This is a genomic window from Nostoc sp., from assembly GCF_036917755.1.
Classification (GTDB): Bacteria; Cyanobacteriota; Cyanobacteriia; order Cyanobacteriales; family Nostocaceae; genus Nostoc.
Map to the genome: position 1 here is coordinate 51,578 of NZ_JBALFC010000142.1, position 19,207 is coordinate 70,784.

A 19,207-nucleotide genomic window follows, 5' to 3' on the forward strand; every position below is an offset into this window, starting at 1 on the left:
TGTTTTATTTGACCAGATCATAATTGTTAGGTTGAAGGCTAAATAATTGGTATTGGACATAATTAAACGTAACTATATTTTTGTCATCTTTTATCCCTAATACCTTATTTCTCAGACCCTACGCTCTATCCTGAGTAGTAATGTTTATTTTTACCCACCTCATTAACTTTGTATTTGTAGCTATATACCTTAAAGTTTAATATTAACTTGATACTTGCTTTCTATAAACTTGAAAAAAGTATTTTTAATCTTTTGAAGCTAGTTTATTAGCGGTAATATCTAAGTTTTTAGATTAATAATTTTCACTTTTTTAGATAAAATAAACTACAAAGATAAGGGGGATCTATGCGTTTTTCTCAGTTTGTAGGGATTCTTGGTTGTACGACAGCAGCTTTTATATCAATTGCACCCATACAGGTAGAAGCTGCAACTTTTAAAGTGATATCTGGAGTGACCAGCATTGATCATGACCACGAGGATATTCTTAGAAATATCGGGCTAACCTTGACAGGCAGTAATGATACAGTCGCACCAATTCCCAGCAATTATTTGGTTGGCTTCAACATCGACTCAGCCACCAACTTTACGTTCAGTGACGAAGGCGGTTTTACTCCGATCGCAGGTACAATTGAGCATACTGGTACTGTTACCTTCAACGATCAAATTACTGTTGGTGACTTTTCAATTGGTTTTGCTCCGGGACGTACTGCCAAAGATGCTAGCGGACTTGTTTTAAAAGACACATTTTCTTTAAATACAATTTTGTTTGATTTAAGCACTCCGGGACTTGTGACATTTGATGGCCAAACTTTAACCATCCCTGATGTTAAATTGTTGATTTCTCCAGAGTTTGCTAGTATAGTAGGCGAGGCTAATTTGACTGGTTTGTTTGCTGGAACTGCGCGAATTGATGCTCAAGTTGCTGCCGTACCTGAACCTGACAGTGTACTAGCAATTTTGGTAGCAGGTGCGGCTCTCTTGGCAACTAGATTTTATACGCAAAAAATTAAATGCAGCTGATATCCTGAAGCATAGCTAAATGCTTATTAATAGGTGCAAGTGTATTCGCGGCAATCATCCCACTGGCGGCGACTGCTGGTAAACCAATGCCGGGAAATGTCGAGTCTCCACAGCACATCAATCCTGGTAGAGGTGTGCCAGGGCCAGGAAACATACTAGAACCAGCCGCAATTGCTGGGCCGTAAGAACCTTGGTGACGGCCCAGAAAACGCTCGTGGGTTAGAGGTGTACCAACAAGTGTGACTTCGCAACGAGAGCGAATATCTGGAATAATCCGCTGTAGCGCTTGCCACATTACTTCTGCACGCGATCGCTTTTGTTCAGTATATTCTTGGTTTCTTCGATCCATTCCCTGCCATAAAGCATACGGCTCATTACCTGGAGTATACACATGAATCACATGCTTACCTGGTGGTGCTAGGGATGGGTCGAGAATTGAAGGGATTGATATCACTACAACATTCTGAGGTGCTGTGATGCCCAATTCCCAGTTATTGACCACGATGTAATGACAACGCAAATTTGACTCTAATCCTTGAGCATCTATGCCTAGATGTAGATGCATGAAGCTATCACACTCAGGTGTTGCCTGTCGTTTGGTACGGTACTGTTTAGGTACTGCCTTTTCTGGTAGTAACTTCAGTGTGTCCCAAACCGAGGCATTAGAAATCACTGCCCGCCGCGCTCGAATTTCTTGGCGATCGCGCAGACGCACACCCACAGCGCGATTACCTTCTACAAGCACTTGCTCCACATGAGCGCCTAATATCAGCTTCCCACCATGTCGTTCCAGTCCTTGTACAAGGGTGTCAACTAAAGCACCACTACCACCAATCGGATATTCAAGTACTGCATCTGGTCGATACCAATCCGCAAACATAAATGCTACCTCTGCGGCGCTAGTGCCATCTGCTGGTAGCCCAGAAAGCAGAAAACACAGCAAATTCAGCCAGTTTCGGGTAAACTGATCTTTGACAACGCCATCCATAATCCGGCTGAAGGGGCCTGTCAGCTTGATGATATCTGCCAGATGTTTTGTCAGAGATGGCACAAAGGGACCCACAGTTCTAACTGCACCAAGATCAAAGCGTAATGCGGCTGGTGGTATGGAAGTTGCTGCACTAGCGAACGGTTGCATAACGCGCTGGAGTTCCTGCCATTCGGCTACAGCATCATGACCACGGAATTTCATCAACACTTCACAAAATTGCTCGGCACCAACCGACGTGTCAAAATCACCTTCTGGCAGACAACAACCCCAAGTATCGTAGGTTACACATGGTAATTCCGAGCCAATTGCATCTAGCACTTGTCGCAGGGGATTGGCAGAGGGGCTGTAAGACAGTCCAGAGTAGAGGGACGGGCCAGAGTCAAATTTGAAACCATTGCGCTCAAAAGCATGGGCGGCACCACCAGCAATGGAGTGACTTTCGCAGACTATGACATCAAAGCCATATCGTGCTAAAACAGCAGCACAACTCAAACCGCCAATACCGCTACCAATCACAACTACATCTGTAATTTGCATATCCCTTATGTTTGCAACGATGGTTTCTTAAGGTTTGCTAACTCTAGGGTTAGCACGTCTCAAAACCTATTGACAGGGGGATTCTAGTTTTGTGCAACTGATATTACCACGGAACAAAGTCCTGAGTCTGAAGATTAAAGACTTGATTTAGACAAACTGATGAGAAACTTAAACTAGTAACTGAGTTTACTCAAGTCAAAGCAAAACTTCTTACTCAGCACTGGAGACTAGGGACTAGGGACTGGGGAGTAGAAAGGAAGACAAGGAGAAAAATAATAACTCTTAATGACCAATGACCAATGACCAATGACCAATGACTAATGACTAATGACCAATGACCAATGACCAATGACCAATGACTAACTCACATGGAGAGAGGAATTTGAAAAATCAGCAATTGGGAAATTGGCAAACCACAGTTTTCGGAATTGTGTTAGCAATACTAGTGATTATCGGACTAAATTCCTTTATCATTATCACCCCTGGACAAGCAGGAGTGATCAGCATCTTAGGTAAAGCCAGAGATGGCGCTTTATTGGAAGGGATTCACGTAAAACCGCCTTTTATCACCGTGATAGATGTGTATGATTTGACAGTGCAAAAGTTTGAAGTGCCAGCAGAGAGTTCTACTAAGGATTTGCAAAATTTATCTGCGAGATTTGCGATTAATTTTCGCCTCGACCCCATAAAGGTAGTTGAAGTTAGAAGGAAACAAGGAACCTTAGAAAATATTGTCTCGAAAATCATCGCCCCGCAGACACAAGAAGCATTTAAAATTGCAGCCGCTAGAAGAACAGTAGAAGAAGCAATTACCAAAAGAAGTGAATTGAAAGAAGACTTTGATAATGCGTTAGGCGATCGCTTAGACAAATATGGGATAATTGTGTTAGATACTAGCGTAGTTGACTTAGCGTTCTCACCAGAATTTGCCAAAGCAGTGGAAGAAAAACAAATTGCTGAACAACGGGCGCAAAGAGCCGTTTATGTAGCACGGGAAGCTGAACAAGAAGCACAAGCAGATGTGAATCGCGCCAAAGGTAAGGCAGAATCTCAAAGACTCTTAGCAGAGACACTCAAAGCCCAAGGAGGACAGTTGGTTCTACAAAAAGAAGCAATTGAAGCTTGGAAGAGTGGCGGCGCTCAGATGCCAAAAGTCCTCGTTATGGGTGGTGACTCAAAAAGCGGTGTTCCCTTCATATTCAACCTTGGGAATGTACAAAATCAACCGTAATTCGAGTAAATTATACTTAGGAATGTGGATTAAATAAAATGCAAAACTTCATCTTGTCTCTAGCCTCCCTCTCCAATATATCGGAGAGGGATTGAGGGTGAGGTAAGCCAGGGCATAAATTGTATGTTATTTAATTCTTATTCCTTAGTAAGTTTACCTAGTCCTAACTCAAGCATAACAGCAAAACTAACAAGTAATAATTGGAGTTTATGTCAACCCCCAATCATCAAAATCTCACCGCCGAAGAAGCGAAAAAATTACTGAATAAATTCAACTGCCTAGACATCGCCCCTATCCTCAAGCCATCAGAAAAAGCAGTAATTCGTAGTGCTTTAATTTTGCTCACCAAACTTGCTGATTATCAAATTTTAGGGATTTGTGCTGATACGGCAGAAGAAGGAATATTGGCGATGAAAACTTATTCTCTGGCTTTGGGTTATGAACCACCAAACAATTTACTTACACCTGAAGGACCAGTTTATATCAAATTAAATGGTAAAAATGGCTTGTGTTATCTCGATTCCTATGCTGGACATCATCGTGGTGTATTAGTATCTTGTCAGTCTGACGACGAAGAGGGAATCAACGAGATGTATGGACATTTACCCTTGGATTTATTTGTATAAAATTCGGCGAATGTAGGTAGGGTATCTGCCTTGCCTACTCACTAATGAAAAACAATTAATGACTGAAACCTTATGAGTATTATTACACTACAATCAGTAAAAAAAGACTTTGGCATCAAGGAAATTTTAAAAGATGCTAGTTTTAGCCTCGATGCTACCGATAAAGTTGGTTTAATTGGTACTAATGGTTCTGGGAAATCAACCATATTAAAAATGATTGCTGGTCTAGAATCGATTGATAGCGGTCAAATTTTAATCAACTCTGGCTCTAAAATTATCTACTTACCACAGCAGCCAGATTTAGATGAAAATCACACAGTTTTAGAGCAAGTTTTTGCCGACAGTGGCGAACACATGGCTTTGGTGCGTGAGTATGAGGAACTTTCCGATAAATTAGTTCACTATCCAGATGATAGCCAACTGATGTCTCGCCTTTCTGTGGTGATGCAACGCATGGATACAAGTGGTGCTTGGGAACTAGAAACTAATGCCAAAATCATCCTGACAAAATTAGGAATTTCTGATTTTGATGCCAAAATAAGCACTTTATCTGGAGGCTATCGCAAGCGGATTGCTTTAGCATCAGCGTTGCTATCAGAACCCGATGTTTTGCTCATGGATGAGCCAACAAACCATCTTGACGCTCTTTCTGTAGAATGGTTACAAAGTTATTTAAATCGCTATCGCGGCGCACTTTTTTTAATAACTCACGATCGCTACTTTCTAGATCGCGTTACCAATCGGATCATTGAAATTGACCGAGGCGACATTTACACTTATACAGGTAACTATTCATATTACCTGGAAAAGAAAGCTTTAGCTGAAGAATCTGCCGTAAGTAGTCAACGTAAACATCAAGGCTTGTTGCGGCGCGAGTTAGAATGGCTCAAAAAAGGGCCGAAAGCCAGAAGTACTAAGCAAAAAGCTAGAATTGACCGCGCTCATGCTCTGCGCGATACTGAGTTTAAACAAGTTCAGGGTAAAGTTGATATTTCTACAGTTGGTCGTCGCATTGGCAAAAAAGTTATTGAATTAAATCAAATTTCTAAAGCCTATGATGGACGTACCCTGATTAATAATTTTAGCTACGAATTTAGCCGAGAAGACCGCATCGGCATCATCGGCGCTAATGGTGCTGGTAAATCCACTTTAATGGATATGATTACTGGGCGGGTTAAGCCAGATTCTGGCATTGCAGAAATTGGTACTACAATTCATATCGGTTATTTTGACCAGCATTCTGAAGAATTGCTCACAAAAATGAATGAAAATCAGCGCGTGATTGACTACATCAAAGAGGAAGGAGAATTTGTCAAAATTACCGATGGTACTCAGATTACTGCTTCCCAAATGTTGGAGCGGTTTCTGTTTCCTGGTAATCAGCAGTATGCCCCAATTCATAAACTTTCAGGTGGGGAAAAAAGACGTTTATTTCTGTTGCGAGTTTTGATGGGTGCGCCCAATGTGTTGATTTTAGATGAACCGACAAATGATTTAGATGTGCAGACATTGGCAGTATTAGAGGATTATTTAGAGGATTTTGCCGGGTGTGTAATTGTAGTTTCTCACGATCGCTACTTTCTCGATCGCACCATCGACACAGTATTTTCCTTTGAAGAAGGCGGTAATCTCCGGCTATATCCAGGGAATTACTCAGTTTATCTGGACTTTAAGAAGGCTGAAGAAGCACAGCAACAAGCTGCTAATACTAAGGAGAAGCCCAAAGTCGAAGCCCAAAATGTTGCGGCTTCACCCAAGGATGTAGAAAATCAAAAGCGGCGTAGATTATCTAATTGGGAAAAAAAAGAATTTGAGCAGTTGGAAGGTAAAATTGCCCAGTTAGAGGCTGAGAAAGCAGAAACCGAGAAAACACTAGCGAATGTTTCACCGGGGAATTATAGCCAAGTGCAAAAACTCTATAATCATGTGGAAAAGCTCAAGCAAGCGATCGATGTGGCGACTGAACGCTGGTTAGAATTGGCAGAGATGGAGTCTTAGGGAATGTTTGAAAAGCCTTGGTGAATGGAATAGAGCCTCCGGCACGCTGACGCGCTAAGCGAAGCTATGCCGAAGGCTTTACGCGGCTACACAGACAAAACCCACCTCCGTGGGTTCAAAAACCTTGATTTTTTATTAGTCCGCGTAGGCGGACTTTGTTTGTGTAGCCGCGACTTCTAGTCGCCTGGTGCTTCTCAAAAGCCAAGCGACACCTAGTGGATGCACTACGAAGGTATCGCCTGTTTTTTCTTAACTAACTGTCCGTTTCATCGGAATTTCTATCCAGAACTCACAGCCGTTACCAGGTTCAGAAACACACTTGATATTACCGCCATGTTTTTCCACAATAATTTGGTAGCTAATAGATAACCCCAAACCAGTACCTTGTCCAGGTTGTTTGGTGGTAAAGAAAGGTTCAAAAATGCGCGATCGCGTCATCTCTGGAATCCCACAACCATTGTCAGCAATCCAAATCAGAATAGTATCCTCTTCTATAACTTCTGTACGAATCCAAATTTTCGGATTGTCAATTATTTTTCCACTAGTTGCTGAGTTTTCCAGTGCATCGATCGCATTGTTGAGAACATTCATAAATACCTGATTCATCTGGGCTGCATAGCAGACTATTGGGGGCAATTCACCATATTGCTTAACTACCTCAATCGCAAAAGAATTAGTCTCTGGTTGCAGTCGATGTTGTAAAATTAGCAAAGTACTGTCGATGCCTTCATGAAGGTCAACTGGCTTCATTCCTGCTTCGTCAAGTCGAGAAAAACTTCGTAACGACAAGACTAATTGAGAGATCCGATCTGCCCCCATTTTCATTGAAGCAAGAATTTTGGGCAAGTCATCACTAATGAAATCTAAATCCACTGCTGCTGATTGCTTTTGAATTTCTCCTATTGCCTTAGGATACTCTTTCTGATAGAGTCCCAGTAATTTAAATAAATTTTCGGTATGTTCATTAACATAAGTGATGTTGCCATAAATAAAACTAATTGGATTGTTAATTTCATGTGCTACACCAGCAACTAACTGCCCTAAGCCTGCCATCTTTTCACTTTGAATCAACTGGCTCTGAGTGTGCTGTAATTCTTTAAGAGTCTGGGTGATTTCTTCTTTTTGATGTTGAGTTTGTTCGAGTAATTCCGCTTGCTGAAGTCCTACTCCTAACTGAGTACCAATCTGCATCAGCAAATCTACCTCATCTTCTTGCCAATCGCGGGGTTTGATATTTTGATAAGCTGCGAGTAATCCCCAAAGTTTCTCACCCTGAAAAATCGGCACAATTATATATGCCCTCGCCTCCATTAGTTCCAGCAGGGCAATATAAGGAATAGAATAATCGGTGCTGTAAATATCCTTAATGACAAAAGTTTTACTACTAGAAAAGTTTCCGTCTTGGGTTTGTTGCAAGTAATCATCTGCGGCAGCTACGCCCGTCGTAGACATCGCAGGTACAATTTCCTTTACTGGTGTCCAACCTGGGGCTAAAGACTCAGCAACAAATTCGCCACTCCAATCAGCCTGGAATCGATAGATTGTCACTCGATCAACTTCTAATAGCCGTCGAACTTCTTCTGTACTGGTAGCAAAGATGGTGGCAATATCAAGAGACTGGCGAATTTTCTCTACTGTTGCAGATAACGCCTTCTGCCTTTGAGCTGCTTTCCGTTCTCGTTCGGCGGCTTTAGCCAGTTTTTGGGCTTGCACCTGCACTTGTTTCAATGACTCAGCTTGCTGTAATGCTACCCCCAATTGGGTACTAACTTGGGTAAGAAAGTAAACCTCATCTTTTTCCCAATCACGGCTTCCAGCATTCTGGTACACTGCTAGCAAGCCCCAGAGCTTCTGACCGTGGTAAATGGCAATGATCACATAAGCTCTTGCTTGATATATCTCTAAGGTTTTAATGTAGCAGTCGCTAAAGCCTGCACTGTAAATATCATTACAAACACGGTAAACTTCACACCGACCGAAGCTATCACCCTCTGTATCTTGTAAGTAGGTATCAGCGAGTGGGGGTTTAGCTAAATCTTTGGCGCTACATTCGCTGACGTTTTCTTTCAATTCCGGCCGCTGTAACTGCTGCTCCATCAGGGAGATCCAACCCTCTACCACTGATTCAAACACAAATTCACCACTCCAATCGGGATTGAAGCGATAAATAGCCACGCGGTCAGCATTTAGCATCTGCCTAAGTTCTGCGGTGCTTGTGCGGAAAATGCTTTCCAAGTCTAGGAATTGACGAATTTTCTCAATGGTTATGGCTATGCTTTTCTGCCATTGGGCTGCTTTTTCTCTGGCTTTTGCTTGTGCTAGTTGTGCTGATTGTAATTTCACTTGTTCCAGGTAATCTGCTTGCTGCAAGGCAACTCCCAGATGTTCGGCGATTAATTGCACAAACTCAATTTCGGATGCTTCCCATTCGCGAGAACTACTACACTGATGAATACACAACAATCCCCATAAATCTTTACCTTTGATCAAGGGGGCAGTTATATTGGCACGTACTTGAAATCTTTCTAGAATCTGGATGTAGCAATCACTGGCATTACCTTGATAAATATCAGCTATTGCTTTAATCCGACCTTGCTGATATAGTCCTGCGAATTCCTGATTAAAGCAGTGGTCGCGCAGTTTAGCTGCTAGTGCCGAATCCCACTCTGCTCCCACATCTTCATAGATAAATTCCCCTTCCCATGCCAAATCAGGATAAAAACGAAACACACCAACCCGATCAGTTTTCAGAAGTTGGCGGACTTCAGTGACTGTAATTTTGAAGATCGCATCTATATCTAGAGACTCGCGGATGCGGGCAATAACTCCAGACAAGGCTTTTTGTTGCTCATTCTGACCTAAGGAGGATGTCACATCTGAATGAGATTCTTGCTGCTCTGAAGGTTGTATAGGTTGAATCGTAGAGGCGTTTTCCATTCCCAATCAGATTTTAAATATTGAAAGTCTTCTATCTCATAATTCCCCTAGACAGTAGAAAGGTAACAATTATTTCCTTTAAATCTTTAAATACTAAAAAAACAATGTAGGGACACGATAATTATCGTGTCCCTACAAAAAAGTTTTTCAACCAGGAGAAAATTATCGCCGCTTAGGAGTGGCGCTACGGGTGGTGCGTTTCTCTTCATCTCGACGACGGCGATCGCGCCAATCTGCTAGGGTCAAATAACCAATACCACCAGTGACTACTAAGAGCAGCACTACAGCAACTAAAGCCAAAATACTCAAGAATGGACTTTCTACCATGCCTCTACAGTCCGTTACGTCCCCAGACTACCATTGCAATTGACCAAGTGAATACAACTAACAGTGATACCCAACCTAGTGTCAAAATCTCCATAGTCCCACTTTTCAAATAATTACAAAAGGTTTCTAATCTTTATCATACAGGGATTGGGTAAGTTGAGATTTTTTATAAATGATATTGTAACTTTGGCGGGCGATGTCTACGATGGTCACTGACTTGTGCCGAGCGCAGCCGAGGTAGCTTGCCGTTCGCGCAGCGTCTCGTAGAGAAGTGTGGGCGTAGCTGCCGCAAAGGACACACATCTTTTATTGGTACGGTAGTAATTTACGTCATAATGAAGACGAATGTAAAAAAGTAGCGATCGCGGTTTTCCCCTTGATGTTTTGGGAATACTAGGGTTATGGATATATATTTCAAATCCAGCAACCCCTAATATCATGCCGACATTTTTCAACTATCCTTTCCAGTCTGACGGTTTTATTCCCCACGGACATTGTTATCTCTGGCAAACTGGATTAGTTTGGCTTCACATTATTTCTGATGCCACGATCGCTTTTGCTTATTATTCTATTCCCTTCCTACTAATTTACTTTATTTCCAAGCGCAAAGACGTTCCTTTTAATGGAGTCTTTCAATTATTTAGTGCTTTTATCATTGTCTGCGGTACTGGACACTTGATGGAAATTTGGACACTTTGGCATCCAGACTATTGGATTGCAGGTGGTTTAAAAGCTCTAACTGCCATTATTTCAATATACACGGCATTTGCATTAATTTATCTCATGCCTCAAGCTCTGACGCTACCCAGCCCAGCCCAGTTAGAAGTTATCAATCGAGCGCTTTCAACTGAAATTGTAGAGCGCAAGCGCATCGAGAAAGAACTACGCCTTGCAGAAGAAATCGCTCAAAACTCCAACCAAGCCAAGAGTGAATTTCTCGCAAATATGAGTCATGAACTACGCACACCCCTCAACGGCATTCTGGGCTTTGCACAAATCCTTCAACGCACAGAATCTTTGAGTGAGAAAGGACGCAAAGGAGTCGGCATCATTTACCAATGTGGTTCCCATCTTTTAACCCTGATTAATGATATTTTGGATCTCTCCAAGATAGAAGCTCGGAAACTAGAATTACATCCTGTTGATTTCTACTTGCCTGCTTTTATAGATAGCGTGACTGAAATTTCCCGCATCCGGGCAGAACAAAAGGTGATCGCATTTCACGTTCAACTCGATCCTGATTTGCCAACGGGTATTCATGCTGATGAAAAACGCTTGCGGCAAGTACTGATTAACTTGCTTAGTAATGCCATTAAATTTACTTATCAAGGCAGTGTCACCTTCAAAGTTCAGGTCATTGGTCAAGAATCAAATGCCAATGGACAAACTAACCACAAAATTCGCTTTGAAGTAATAGATACCGGCACGGGTATAATCCCTGAAGAAGCCGAGAAAATCTTCCAGCCCTTTGAGCAAGTGGGAAATCATAAACGACAATCTGAGGGTACTGGCTTGGGATTAGCAATCAGCCAAAAAATTGTTTTGTTGATGGGTGGTCAAATTCAGGTGCAAAGTGAATTTGGCAAAGGTAGCACTTTCTGGTTTGAGGCAAAATTACCAGAATCTAAAGATTGGGCAAAGACTTGCAGAGTAGTTGAGCAAGGAACCATTATTGGTTATCAAGGACAAAGGCGCACCATTTTGATTGTGGATGACAGATGGGAAAACCGAGCGGTAATTGTAAATTTACTAGAGCCAATTGGGTTTACTGTTGTAGAAGCTATTCAGGGTCAGGAAGGATGGGAACACGCTCTAGTACATAAACCAGACTTGATTATCACTGACCTAGTAATGCCTATATTGGATGGATTTGAGTTAATCATTCGTTTGCGTCAGTCTGAGCAATTTCAAGAGATTGCTCTCATCGCTTCGTCAGCCAGTGTGTTTGCAGCCGACCAGTACAAGAGCATTGATGTAGGTGCAGATGTATTTCTACCAAAGCCTGTAGAAGCTGAAACACTGCTGGAAATGTTACGGCAATTTTTGCAATTGGAATGGATTTTTGACGGTAAGGTAGATGCAATCAAAAAAAACCAGGCAGATGGTTTGGATGAACCAAATAAGATGATTTCTCCTGGTAACGAGGTTTTACAACAGTTACTCGAAGTCACACAAGACGGCGACATTCAAAAAGTTTTGGAACTGGCTCAACAACTTTCTGCATCTGATGAGCAACTAAGCGTTTTTGCCGAGCAGCTTGTCCAGCTTGCTAGTAATTTCCAACTCAAACGTTTGGAAACTTTTATTCAACAATATATCAATTAATTGGAGTTGAATTTCACTTTAAAATCCATCATGAACAACAACCTAAATACTGGATTTATTCTGATTGTGGATGATAATCCGACAAATTTATCTGTCCTGTCTGAAGCGCTCAATAGTGAGGGTTTTCGTTTCCGTGTTGCAGTCGATGGAGAAAGTGCGATCGCTCAAGCCGAACGCAATCAACCAGAGTTGATTTTGCTTGACATACAAATGCCAGGTATTGACGGATTTGAAACTTGTCGTCGCCTGAAAGCCAATCCTGTTACCCAAAATATTCCGATTATTTTCACCACTGCTTTATCAGATACGGAGAACAAAACGAAGGGATTTTCCCTTGGTGCAGTAGACTATATCCCGAAACCGTTTGCACAAGAGGAAGTCATTGCTAGAGTGCGCGTGCATTTACAACTCAAACAATTAACTGAATCTTTGGAACAACAAGTCAGCGATCGCACCAAGGCTTTGCAACAAGCCCAAGTCCAACTAGTGCAGCAAGAGAAACTATCAACACTCGGAGAGTTAATCGCTGGTATTGGTCATGAAATCAATAACCCGATCAACTTTATTTCTAGCAATATTCCACCCTTGCAAGAATATATTGCAGCAGTAACCGAGTTGATCTTACTGTATGAACAAGAGTATCCAAACCCAACAGTCAAAATTACTACTGCTATTAAGGACTTGGATCTAAATTTTGTTCTCGAAGATATGCCAAAAATCTTGAACTCACTCGAGCTAGGAAGTGAACGAATTCGGAACCTTTCTGATTCACTCCGCAACTTCTCTCGCTCGGATAGCGATGCCAAAATATCTGCTGATTTGCACCAAGGACTAGATAGTACACTAATGATTTTGCAACACCGCCTCAATGCTAATGGCGATCGTCCCCGTATTGAAGTTATTAAAAATTATGGCGTATTACCAGAGGTTAGCTGCTATCTAGGGCAGATGAATCAAGTATTTATGAACATTCTGGCAAACGCAGTTGATGCCCTTGATGAAGCTATAATGGAAGGCAAAATGAGCAATCTAATTCCTCAGATTCAAATTGCAACAGAAATACATTCTGAACAATTGGTTCTAATTCGGATTGCTGACAATGGAATTGGTATTCCTGAACGGCTTAAAAAACGCTTGTTTGAGCCGTTATTTACCACAAAAAAAGTTGGTAAAGGCACTGGACTTGGCTTGTCGATCGCCTATCAAATAGTTGTGGAGAAACACAAAGGTGTTTTAGAAGTGAATTCTCAACCAGGTCTGGGAACCGAGTTTATCATCAAAATTCCCATATCAGAGTAGCATTTAATTAATTACAAAACTGCTTTAGCATTTATCATACTGAAGACTGGAGAAGAATTTTCTCAATACTTCAGCAACGCTCAGTACAAGTACCCAATCCCTAATTTCTATATAGAGTGAACGAAACTTCAGATATTCAACTCATGGCAGAACGCATAGAATCCCTCAAAGCTGGAATAATTGGGGGTTTATCTGTGTGTTTCGCTTTTGCAATCGCTAGTCTGTTGAATACTTTTGTATTGGCAAAGTATTTTCAGACACTCACAAGTCTGCAAAGTGATGTTAATTGGCATTGGTGGCTGAGTGGTGCAGTTGCAACTTTTACTGGTTTGCTATTTGGTATCACCTACCGCTATATTATCCGATCAGATCAAAATCCTCAACTCAAAACCGGTGGTGTGCTGGCCTTTGGCTTGGTACGGGGATTAACTCAGATAGAACTTGGGTGGAATTCTCATAGCACAATTTTGCCTTTTCTGGTGTTGGCTTTTGAAAGTGTATTATGGTTTGCGATCGCTGCGTTGGCTCTTGATATTGCTATTCAACTCCGTTGGGTTAAACCTTTTTCATCAATCTAAATTTCCTTTCTCTAAGTTCTTCTTTAGCCAAAGGGATTTTTGAATGATTTTTTTTTCTGACTGGGTGAGTATTCAGAGCAATTAATCGCTTTTTGGGTGAGAACAATAGAAGGGTTTACTGCACATTTTAGATAATGATTATGGGAATAAAATTGACAGTTTTTACAGGGAAGTTTATCTAATCCTTTGATGGAAAAAACCATTTTATCAGCTAAAAATCCCTGGAATTTTCGGAATATTAGGAAAAAAACTATCCAACTAATTACCAAGCCAACAGGAGATAAAGATCTCGCTAGATCAGGTAAAGTTAATTCATGCGTTTGTGCTTGCTCCTTTTTTGCTTCACTCAGGATTACTTGATGTAAATTACTATTGGCTGCTACAGTTTTTTGCAACATTTGATCGTGATACATATTATTTACCTTTTGCTATATGTCTTTACTATCTTAATTTTTGCTAGCTGGGTAACTAAGTAGTAATTTGGAAAAAGATCCGACCTATTACTCTTTCATCATAATTAGGTTGATCACACTCTTTGGTTTGGAATATATAGACGTTTTTTTAAAAGGAAATTCAGCAAAATTTTAAAAACAAGATTAGACTCTATGGTAATCATGACAAATTTAAAACTCGTCCAGATTAGAAATATAGATATCAAAAAATGCCGCGAAATAAGGGTGCTTATCGATTAGGTTTATCCATCTATATTTTAATTAACTAAAAATTACTATAGCAGTCCTAAATCATTTGTTAAAATCATATGTCTCTTTCTTATTTCTTCCCTTTGCATCCTTGGCGTTCTTCTCTAACGAGATGCTGTGCGTTCGCGTAGCGTTCCGTTGGCGCAGCCTCTCGTAGAGAAGGAAAGGCGGTTCGTTTCCTTGTCTATATTTTTCACGACTCATTTAGGATTGCTATACCTAGTTTTCAGTAACTAAGTCAAATTTCAATGTTGACAAGCTTTTAATTATAGGTTTAGCAAAATAAAACTTCAGTTCTATCTGTCAAGAGTTTTGCTTGTTATTTTAATTTATATACCCAAGGGAATAAATTAGATAATGGACTTATAATTAGATGTTTTTATGTTAAGATATACCAAAAAATATTCTTAAAAGTTTCTAAATATTAAAGCTATCTCACTTTCAGGTCAGATATATCTGGCTTGATTGGCCTCACGTTAAGTTAACACGCATAAGCAATGCTGTGCCCTTAAAACAAATGTGGTTAAAATAAATGAAAACTGCTATATATTGTCACGACGAAAGAGTATGTCCTTAAATTGGCTCTGTAGATAGAGAAATATCCTGAGCCAAGCTGCTATTATTACAGATTTAAGTAGTAATATTTTGACTAAGATTAAGAAATTAACTTGGTATTTTTACAAGCCTTGGCAGTATGAATGTGGAATTTTTTAACAGGATTCCTTTGATGCCTTTAGTATTACTCTTATTGGCTTACACTCTTCTGGGATGGTATCTTGCTGCTAATCATATAATTTGGTTAGTGGGAGCTTTTGTCGCTGCTATGGTTATAGCTGTAGTGCGAAAGAGCATTTCTTGGTTAGATCGTCTAGTTGAATTCGGCTCTCAAACCTTAGTTATCATATTATTTTTAAGTATATCAATTGCTTTAGTAGCAACTTGGTCATTATTATTCCGTCTCTTTATCATACCCTTAGCAACTACGCTTTTAGCTGATTTTGAAATGCGCTTTTCTGGCTACAATAAGCTAGATTCATTTTGGGTTTTAATAGTCGTAGCAGTATTGGGTTTGGTAGTGGGCGAAGTAATAGATATTTTACTTTTTCCCAGTAGCAGATACTAATTCCGAAGGCAGCAGGCAGAAGAAACCTAAACTTAAAAACGTGGGACTGTGCCAATTTTAGATTTGGAATTGAAGGAAGAATCTAAAATTGTTTGATTGAGTACAAATTCAAGCAAGGGCAGCTTAGGGAGGAAATATGATAGGGTTAGAAGGAAAGAATGTCTTAATTACAGGTGCAACGTCAGGTATCGGTCAGGCGATCGCCATCAGACTTGCCGAAGCACGGGTGCAACATCGCCATCAATTACCGCAAAAACCCTAAAACTGCGACAGACACAGAAGAGATGGCATTGCAAAAAGCCTGCAAAAATACCGAAAACTGCGTACTTTCCACAATTGATCCGATACATACCATTAGTGGAATTAAACGCCTATGACTAGTGCGATCGATAAGAACAGTCTGCTGTCAGCAGAAGCCTGGGAATTGTTGGAAGAGTCGATAATTTATTACCAGGGAAAACCCATTGGGACTGTAGCCGCTCACGATCCAGAGTTAGATGCACTCAATTATGACCAGTGCTTCCTCCGCGATTTTGTTCCTTCTGCCTTAGTGTTTCTCATGCACGGCAAACCAGAGATTGTGCGTAACTTCTTAGTAGAAACACTGAAATTACAAAGTCATGAAAAGCAGATAGACTGCTTTGAACCGGGAGCGGGATTAATGCCTGCAAGTTTCAAAGTACATTCCAAGGGGAATGAGGAATTTTTGGTCGCTGATTTTGGTGAACTGGCGATCGCTCGTGTTCCCCCAATTGATTCCTGTATGTGGTGGATTCTTTTGCTACGCGCCTATGAAAAAGTTACAGGCGATTTGTCCCTAGCGCGTCAGCCAGATTTTCAAGCCGGAATCAAGTTAATTTTGGATCTTTGTCTGGTACATCGATTTTCCATGTACCCAACAATGTTAGTTCCCGATGGCGCATTTATGATTGACCGTCGCATGGGAGTCTACGAACATCCTCTAGAAATTCAGGTGTTATTCTACGCGTCCCTCAGGGCTGCTAATGAATTGCTTTTACCAGATGGGGATGGCGATGGCTACATTGGCAAAGTGAATAGGCGATTGGGATCTTTGAAATATCATATCCGCAACTATTACTGGCTAGACCTGAAGCGATTGGGGGAAATCTATCGTTACAAGGATAACGAATTTGGTAAAGAAATTGTTAATAAATTCAACATCAACTCAGAATCAATCCCCACTTGGTTGACCGAGTGGTTGCCCGAAACTGGAGGATATTTAGCCGGAAATTTGGGGCCGGGACGGATAGATTTTCGCTTTTTTGCTCTGGGAAATCTGATGGCAATCTTAGCTTCCTTAGCCGGCGAAAAAGAATCTCAAAGCATTATGAATTTATTTGCCCAACGTTGGCAAGACTTGATCGGCTATATGCCTGTTAAAATCTGCTTTCCAGCAATGGATGGTTTAGAGTGGAGAATTGTTACAGGATGTGACTCTAAGAACAGGGCTTGGTCTTATCACAACGGCGGTAACTGGCCTGTTTTACTGTGGTTATTTACCGCCGCCGCACTCAAAGCAGGTCGAACAGAACTTGCCCAAGCAGCGATCGCCATTGCCGAAAGGCGTTTATTTAAGGATAAATTCCCAGAATACTACGATGGCAACAATGGCCGTTTGATTGGCAAAGAAGCCAGAATTTATCAAACTTGGAGCATTGCCGGATTGCTGGCTGCTAAACAGTTCGTGGAAAATCCAGAGTACTTGGAATTAATCAGCTTTACAGAGGGTCTTGAAGTCCCAGGCTGTAGCTTGTAGGTACTGATTGCCCGGCAAGGCTCTAAAGAGAAGATGATTTAGCGGTGTAATTATACAGGGTGTCTTTGCCAACTAGTACAGCTTGGCGTCAGTCCAGCTACCATCTCAATTAACCAGACTTGTTGCAGGCAAGTTGCTTAGAGCAACTGGTTAAAGGTAGGCATACTTACGCGTGTACTAGCTACACTGACATAATATTATAAGGGGACAAACTCTTAGTAAGTAGAAGTTAATAAATACCTAAGTTATGCAATATAAAATCCTGATCAACAGATCGCGGCGATCGCACAGCCTCTTCTCTACCAGAAGCTGCGCCAAGGAGTTACCCAGTATCTAAATTCCCTTCTCAAATACCCGATAACTGATACACTATATAATAAGAGGTATCTGAAGTGTCATACTTAGTAATATCATCAGATAGTCTTTGCATCCTTAACACGTTTTAACGTGTATAAAACATGAAAACTACTTCAGATTTAATTCCAGAATTTGAAAAACTATTCAGACAAAAATTACAACTAAATAATTGTAAGCTCAGAAAGAAAAGACAAGAGAATAATTATGAAATTATTACTCCAGCGAAAGACATTTTCTTGATGTATTGGTCTGAATTCCCAGACATTAACTTAATATATCAGGCTGTAGGGGTACGCACTCAGCAGACTGGAGTGTATGAGCGAGCTATCCGTTCCCACATTAGTTTTTGTCTGAGTAGTATCAAGGAGAGTCCTCACTCGGAATCACCATTACTAGTGAACTAACTAATACTCAGATAACATAGAGAATACTTACCGCTAACAACAGTCCTAAATAAACTCTCGCCAGTTTTTGTCATATAACTGACGAGAGTGGATCACCGAAAATCTGTTGCTCAAGAGATAAAAATGGAATCGGAAAAAAATCAAGATGAAGATCAGCTAGATTATAAAACCTTGTTAGCCAATGCAAAGCAAGCTTTAAAAGTTGAATATCATAAATCAGCTGCTTTAGCGTCCCAACTGCAAGCCATAAAAACTCAGTTGGAGCAAGTTCAGGCTGAAAACAAAACTCTGAGGGAGAGTGCTTATGAAGATGTAATTAAGCACTTTGAGGCGCGTACTCAAGCAGCAGAAGCACTAGCACTAAAAACAGATGTGCGCCAAAAGTTCCTTGAAGCCAAGGGTTGCAAGGATGATCAAAGCTTCGATACTCTATGGGATAGCATTAAAAATAAGATTCAGATCCAAGACGGTGAAGTGAGAATCGTTGCTCAAAATGGCACTCCCAAATTCACCTTAACAGGCAGCATGATGACTTTGAGGGATTTCATTCAATCCCTCAAACAAGACCCAATCTCTGGAAAATTTTTCTTGAACTAGATAGCCAAATTAAAATAATTCGTAATTCGTAATTCGTAATTAAGTTTTGTAACGGGGATTTAAACCCAGCCACAAAACTTGCGTTTGTTAGTTGCTATACAACTTAAACCGCCAGAATTCACTTAATGAAAGCCTCTCGCTAGAAGCGAAGTAAGGATTGTAGCAGAAAGTTATTCATCTTCGTCTCCTGGCGGTCGTTCGCTCTCGCTTTGTTGGGCGTTCCACTCCAAAACAATGCGTTCCAACATCTCAGGTTGTGTACAGTTATTAACATCGGCGTATACTTTAATCAACTCCCTCACTTTAGGACTAACGTGGCGAATCTCTAGTTGGTTATCTTGTATCATGTCCATTAATACGAATTACGAATTACGAATTA

At 40.8% G+C, this 19,207-nt stretch carries 18 protein-coding genes and 1 pseudogene; 12 read left to right on the forward strand and 7 right to left on the reverse strand.

The features are described 5' to 3' along the window. The first annotated feature begins 345 nt into the window (after positions 1-345). A complete protein-coding gene (locus V7L05_RS29990; protein WP_335169653.1) occupies positions 346-1,020 on the forward strand; it encodes a hypothetical protein in 675 nt (224 codons plus the stop codon). On the opposite strand, the gene V7L05_RS29995 is transcribed toward V7L05_RS29990, so the two are convergent. Beyond that, positions 1,007-2,548, reverse strand: coding sequence for a phytoene desaturase family protein (locus V7L05_RS29995; RefSeq protein WP_335169655.1), 1,542 nt, complete (start codon positions 2,546-2,548; stop codon positions 1,007-1,009). The two genes, V7L05_RS29990 and V7L05_RS29995, sit on opposite strands and share 14 nt — an antisense overlap. 382 nt (positions 2,549-2,930) lie before the next feature. Here V7L05_RS29995 and V7L05_RS30000 point away from each other — a divergent pair, with 382 nt between their 5' ends. The 3 genes from V7L05_RS30000 to V7L05_RS30010 all read left to right on the forward strand — a co-directional run bounded on the left by V7L05_RS30000 (position 2,931) and on the right by V7L05_RS30010 (position 6,403). Next, positions 2,931-3,779 carry a prohibitin family protein gene (locus tag V7L05_RS30000; RefSeq protein ID WP_292760917.1) on the forward strand — a complete coding sequence of 283 codons (849 nt, stop codon included), beginning with the start codon at positions 2,931-2,933 and terminating at the stop codon, positions 3,777-3,779. A gap of 209 nt (positions 3,780-3,988) precedes the next feature. Beyond that, a complete protein-coding gene (locus V7L05_RS30005) occupies positions 3,989-4,405 on the forward strand; it encodes a DUF1824 family protein (protein WP_335169656.1) in 417 nt (138 codons plus the stop codon). 72 nt (positions 4,406-4,477) lie between these two features. Continuing rightward, positions 4,478-6,403: an ABC-F family ATP-binding cassette domain-containing protein gene (locus V7L05_RS30010; RefSeq protein ID WP_335169658.1), complete on the forward strand. Its 1,926-nt coding sequence runs from the start codon at positions 4,478-4,480 to the stop codon at positions 6,401-6,403. A gap of 249 nt (positions 6,404-6,652) precedes the next feature. Here V7L05_RS30010 and V7L05_RS30015 read toward each other — a convergent pair whose 3' ends face one another. The 4 genes from V7L05_RS30015 to V7L05_RS30030 all read right to left on the reverse strand — a co-directional run bounded on the left by V7L05_RS30015 (position 6,653) and on the right by V7L05_RS30030 (position 10,107). Next, a complete protein-coding gene (locus tag V7L05_RS30015; protein WP_335169659.1) occupies positions 6,653-9,340 on the reverse strand; it encodes a GAF domain-containing protein in 2,688 nt (895 codons plus the stop codon). A 162-nt stretch (positions 9,341-9,502) separates the two neighbouring features. Beyond that, on the reverse strand, positions 9,503-9,667 hold the full coding sequence (locus tag V7L05_RS30020; RefSeq protein WP_335169660.1) for a hypothetical protein: 165 nt from the start codon (positions 9,665-9,667) through the stop codon (positions 9,503-9,505). 4 nt (positions 9,668-9,671) lie between these two features. Then, a complete protein-coding gene (gene petN / locus V7L05_RS30025) occupies positions 9,672-9,761 on the reverse strand; it encodes a cytochrome b6-f complex subunit PetN (protein ID WP_012408302.1) in 90 nt (29 codons plus the stop codon). A 115-nt stretch (positions 9,762-9,876) separates the two neighbouring features. Continuing rightward, a complete protein-coding gene (locus V7L05_RS30030; protein WP_335169661.1) occupies positions 9,877-10,107 on the reverse strand; it encodes a hypothetical protein in 231 nt (76 codons plus the stop codon). Between V7L05_RS30030 and V7L05_RS30035 the strand changes: the two genes are divergently transcribed. From V7L05_RS30035 to V7L05_RS30045, 3 genes are all read left to right on the forward strand, one after another. Further along, the gene (locus V7L05_RS30035; RefSeq protein ID WP_335169663.1) at positions 10,106-11,992 is read left to right on the forward strand and encodes an ATP-binding protein; all 1,887 of its coding nucleotides are present in this window, start codon (positions 10,106-10,108) and stop codon (positions 11,990-11,992) included. The genes V7L05_RS30030 and V7L05_RS30035 overlap by 2 nt on opposite strands. A 30-nt stretch (positions 11,993-12,022) precedes the next feature. Further along, positions 12,023-13,291: a sensor histidine kinase gene (locus V7L05_RS30040; protein WP_335169664.1), complete on the forward strand. Its 1,269-nt coding sequence runs from the start codon at positions 12,023-12,025 to the stop codon at positions 13,289-13,291. 143 nt (positions 13,292-13,434) lie between these two features. Beyond that, a complete protein-coding gene (locus tag V7L05_RS30045) occupies positions 13,435-13,869 on the forward strand; it encodes a hypothetical protein (RefSeq protein WP_335169667.1) in 435 nt (144 codons plus the stop codon). A gap of 23 nt (positions 13,870-13,892) precedes the next feature. On the opposite strand, the gene V7L05_RS30050 is transcribed toward V7L05_RS30045, so the two are convergent. Then, positions 13,893-14,282, reverse strand: a complete 390-nt coding sequence (locus V7L05_RS30050) for a hypothetical protein (RefSeq protein WP_335169669.1) — start codon at positions 14,280-14,282, stop codon at positions 13,893-13,895. Between the two features lie 982 nt (positions 14,283-15,264). Here V7L05_RS30050 and V7L05_RS30055 point away from each other — a divergent pair. The 5 genes and pseudogenes from V7L05_RS30055 to V7L05_RS30075 all read left to right on the forward strand — a co-directional run bounded on the left by V7L05_RS30055 (position 15,265) and on the right by V7L05_RS30075 (position 18,828). After that, positions 15,265-15,693 (forward strand): hypothetical protein, encoded by a 429-nt coding sequence (locus tag V7L05_RS30055; RefSeq protein ID WP_335169670.1) that lies wholly within the window; start codon positions 15,265-15,267, stop codon positions 15,691-15,693. 136 nt (positions 15,694-15,829) lie between these two features. Further along, positions 15,830-16,031 (forward strand): annotated as a pseudogene (locus tag V7L05_RS30060) (SDR family NAD(P)-dependent oxidoreductase); the annotation flags it as partial. Positions 16,032-16,066: 35 nt separating this feature from the next. Further along, positions 16,067-17,470 carry a glycoside hydrolase 100 family protein gene (locus tag V7L05_RS30065; protein WP_335169672.1) on the forward strand — a complete coding sequence of 468 codons (1,404 nt, stop codon included), beginning with the start codon at positions 16,067-16,069 and terminating at the stop codon, positions 17,468-17,470. A gap of 458 nt (positions 17,471-17,928) precedes the next feature. Further along, a complete protein-coding gene (locus V7L05_RS30070; RefSeq protein ID WP_335169673.1) occupies positions 17,929-18,231 on the forward strand; it encodes a hypothetical protein in 303 nt (100 codons plus the stop codon). Positions 18,232-18,354: 123 nt separating this feature from the next. Continuing rightward, positions 18,355-18,828 (forward strand): hypothetical protein, encoded by a 474-nt coding sequence (locus V7L05_RS30075; RefSeq protein ID WP_335169675.1) that lies wholly within the window; start codon positions 18,355-18,357, stop codon positions 18,826-18,828. 170 nt (positions 18,829-18,998) lie between these two features. On the opposite strand, the gene V7L05_RS30080 is transcribed toward V7L05_RS30075, so the two are convergent. Beyond that, the gene (locus V7L05_RS30080) at positions 18,999-19,181 is read right to left on the reverse strand and encodes a hypothetical protein (protein ID WP_335169677.1); all 183 of its coding nucleotides are present in this window, start codon (positions 19,179-19,181) and stop codon (positions 18,999-19,001) included. Positions 19,182-19,207: the final 26 nt, after the last annotated feature.

Excerpts from the sequence above, each read along its gene's own strand:
- V7L05_RS30080 (WP_335169677.1), bottom strand. The coding sequence starts at position 19,181 with ATGGACATGATACAAGATAACCAACTAGAGATTCGCCACGTTAGTCCT.
- V7L05_RS30020 (WP_335169660.1), bottom strand. The coding sequence starts at position 9,667 with ATGGTAGAAAGTCCATTCTTGAGTATTTTGGCTTTAGTTGCTGTAGTG.
- V7L05_RS30015 (WP_335169659.1), bottom strand. The coding sequence starts at position 9,340 with ATGGAAAACGCCTCTACGATTCAACCTATACAACCTTCAGAGCAGCAA.
- V7L05_RS30005 (WP_335169656.1), top strand. The coding sequence starts at position 3,989 with ATGTCAACCCCCAATCATCAAAATCTCACCGCCGAAGAAGCGAAAAAA.
- V7L05_RS30030 (WP_335169661.1), bottom strand. The coding sequence starts at position 10,107 with ATGATATTAGGGGTTGCTGGATTTGAAATATATATCCATAACCCTAGT.
- V7L05_RS30055 (WP_335169670.1), top strand. The coding sequence starts at position 15,265 with ATGAATGTGGAATTTTTTAACAGGATTCCTTTGATGCCTTTAGTATTA.
- V7L05_RS30040 (WP_335169664.1), top strand. The coding sequence starts at position 12,023 with ATGAACAACAACCTAAATACTGGATTTATTCTGATTGTGGATGATAAT.
- V7L05_RS30050 (WP_335169669.1), bottom strand. The coding sequence starts at position 14,282 with ATGTATCACGATCAAATGTTGCAAAAAACTGTAGCAGCCAATAGTAAT.
- V7L05_RS30045 (WP_335169667.1), top strand. The coding sequence starts at position 13,435 with ATGGCAGAACGCATAGAATCCCTCAAAGCTGGAATAATTGGGGGTTTA.
- V7L05_RS29995 (WP_335169655.1), bottom strand. The coding sequence starts at position 2,548 with ATGCAAATTACAGATGTAGTTGTGATTGGTAGCGGTATTGGCGGTTTG.
- V7L05_RS29990 (WP_335169653.1), top strand. The coding sequence starts at position 346 with ATGCGTTTTTCTCAGTTTGTAGGGATTCTTGGTTGTACGACAGCAGCT.
- V7L05_RS30065 (WP_335169672.1), top strand. The coding sequence starts at position 16,067 with ATGACTAGTGCGATCGATAAGAACAGTCTGCTGTCAGCAGAAGCCTGG.
- petN (WP_012408302.1), bottom strand. The coding sequence starts at position 9,761 with ATGGAGATTTTGACACTAGGTTGGGTATCACTGTTAGTTGTATTCACT.
- V7L05_RS30035 (WP_335169663.1), top strand. The coding sequence starts at position 10,106 with ATGCCGACATTTTTCAACTATCCTTTCCAGTCTGACGGTTTTATTCCC.
- V7L05_RS30075 (WP_335169675.1), top strand. The coding sequence starts at position 18,355 with ATGGAATCGGAAAAAAATCAAGATGAAGATCAGCTAGATTATAAAACC.
- V7L05_RS30070 (WP_335169673.1), top strand. The coding sequence starts at position 17,929 with ATGAAAACTACTTCAGATTTAATTCCAGAATTTGAAAAACTATTCAGA.
- V7L05_RS30010 (WP_335169658.1), top strand. The coding sequence starts at position 4,478 with ATGAGTATTATTACACTACAATCAGTAAAAAAAGACTTTGGCATCAAG.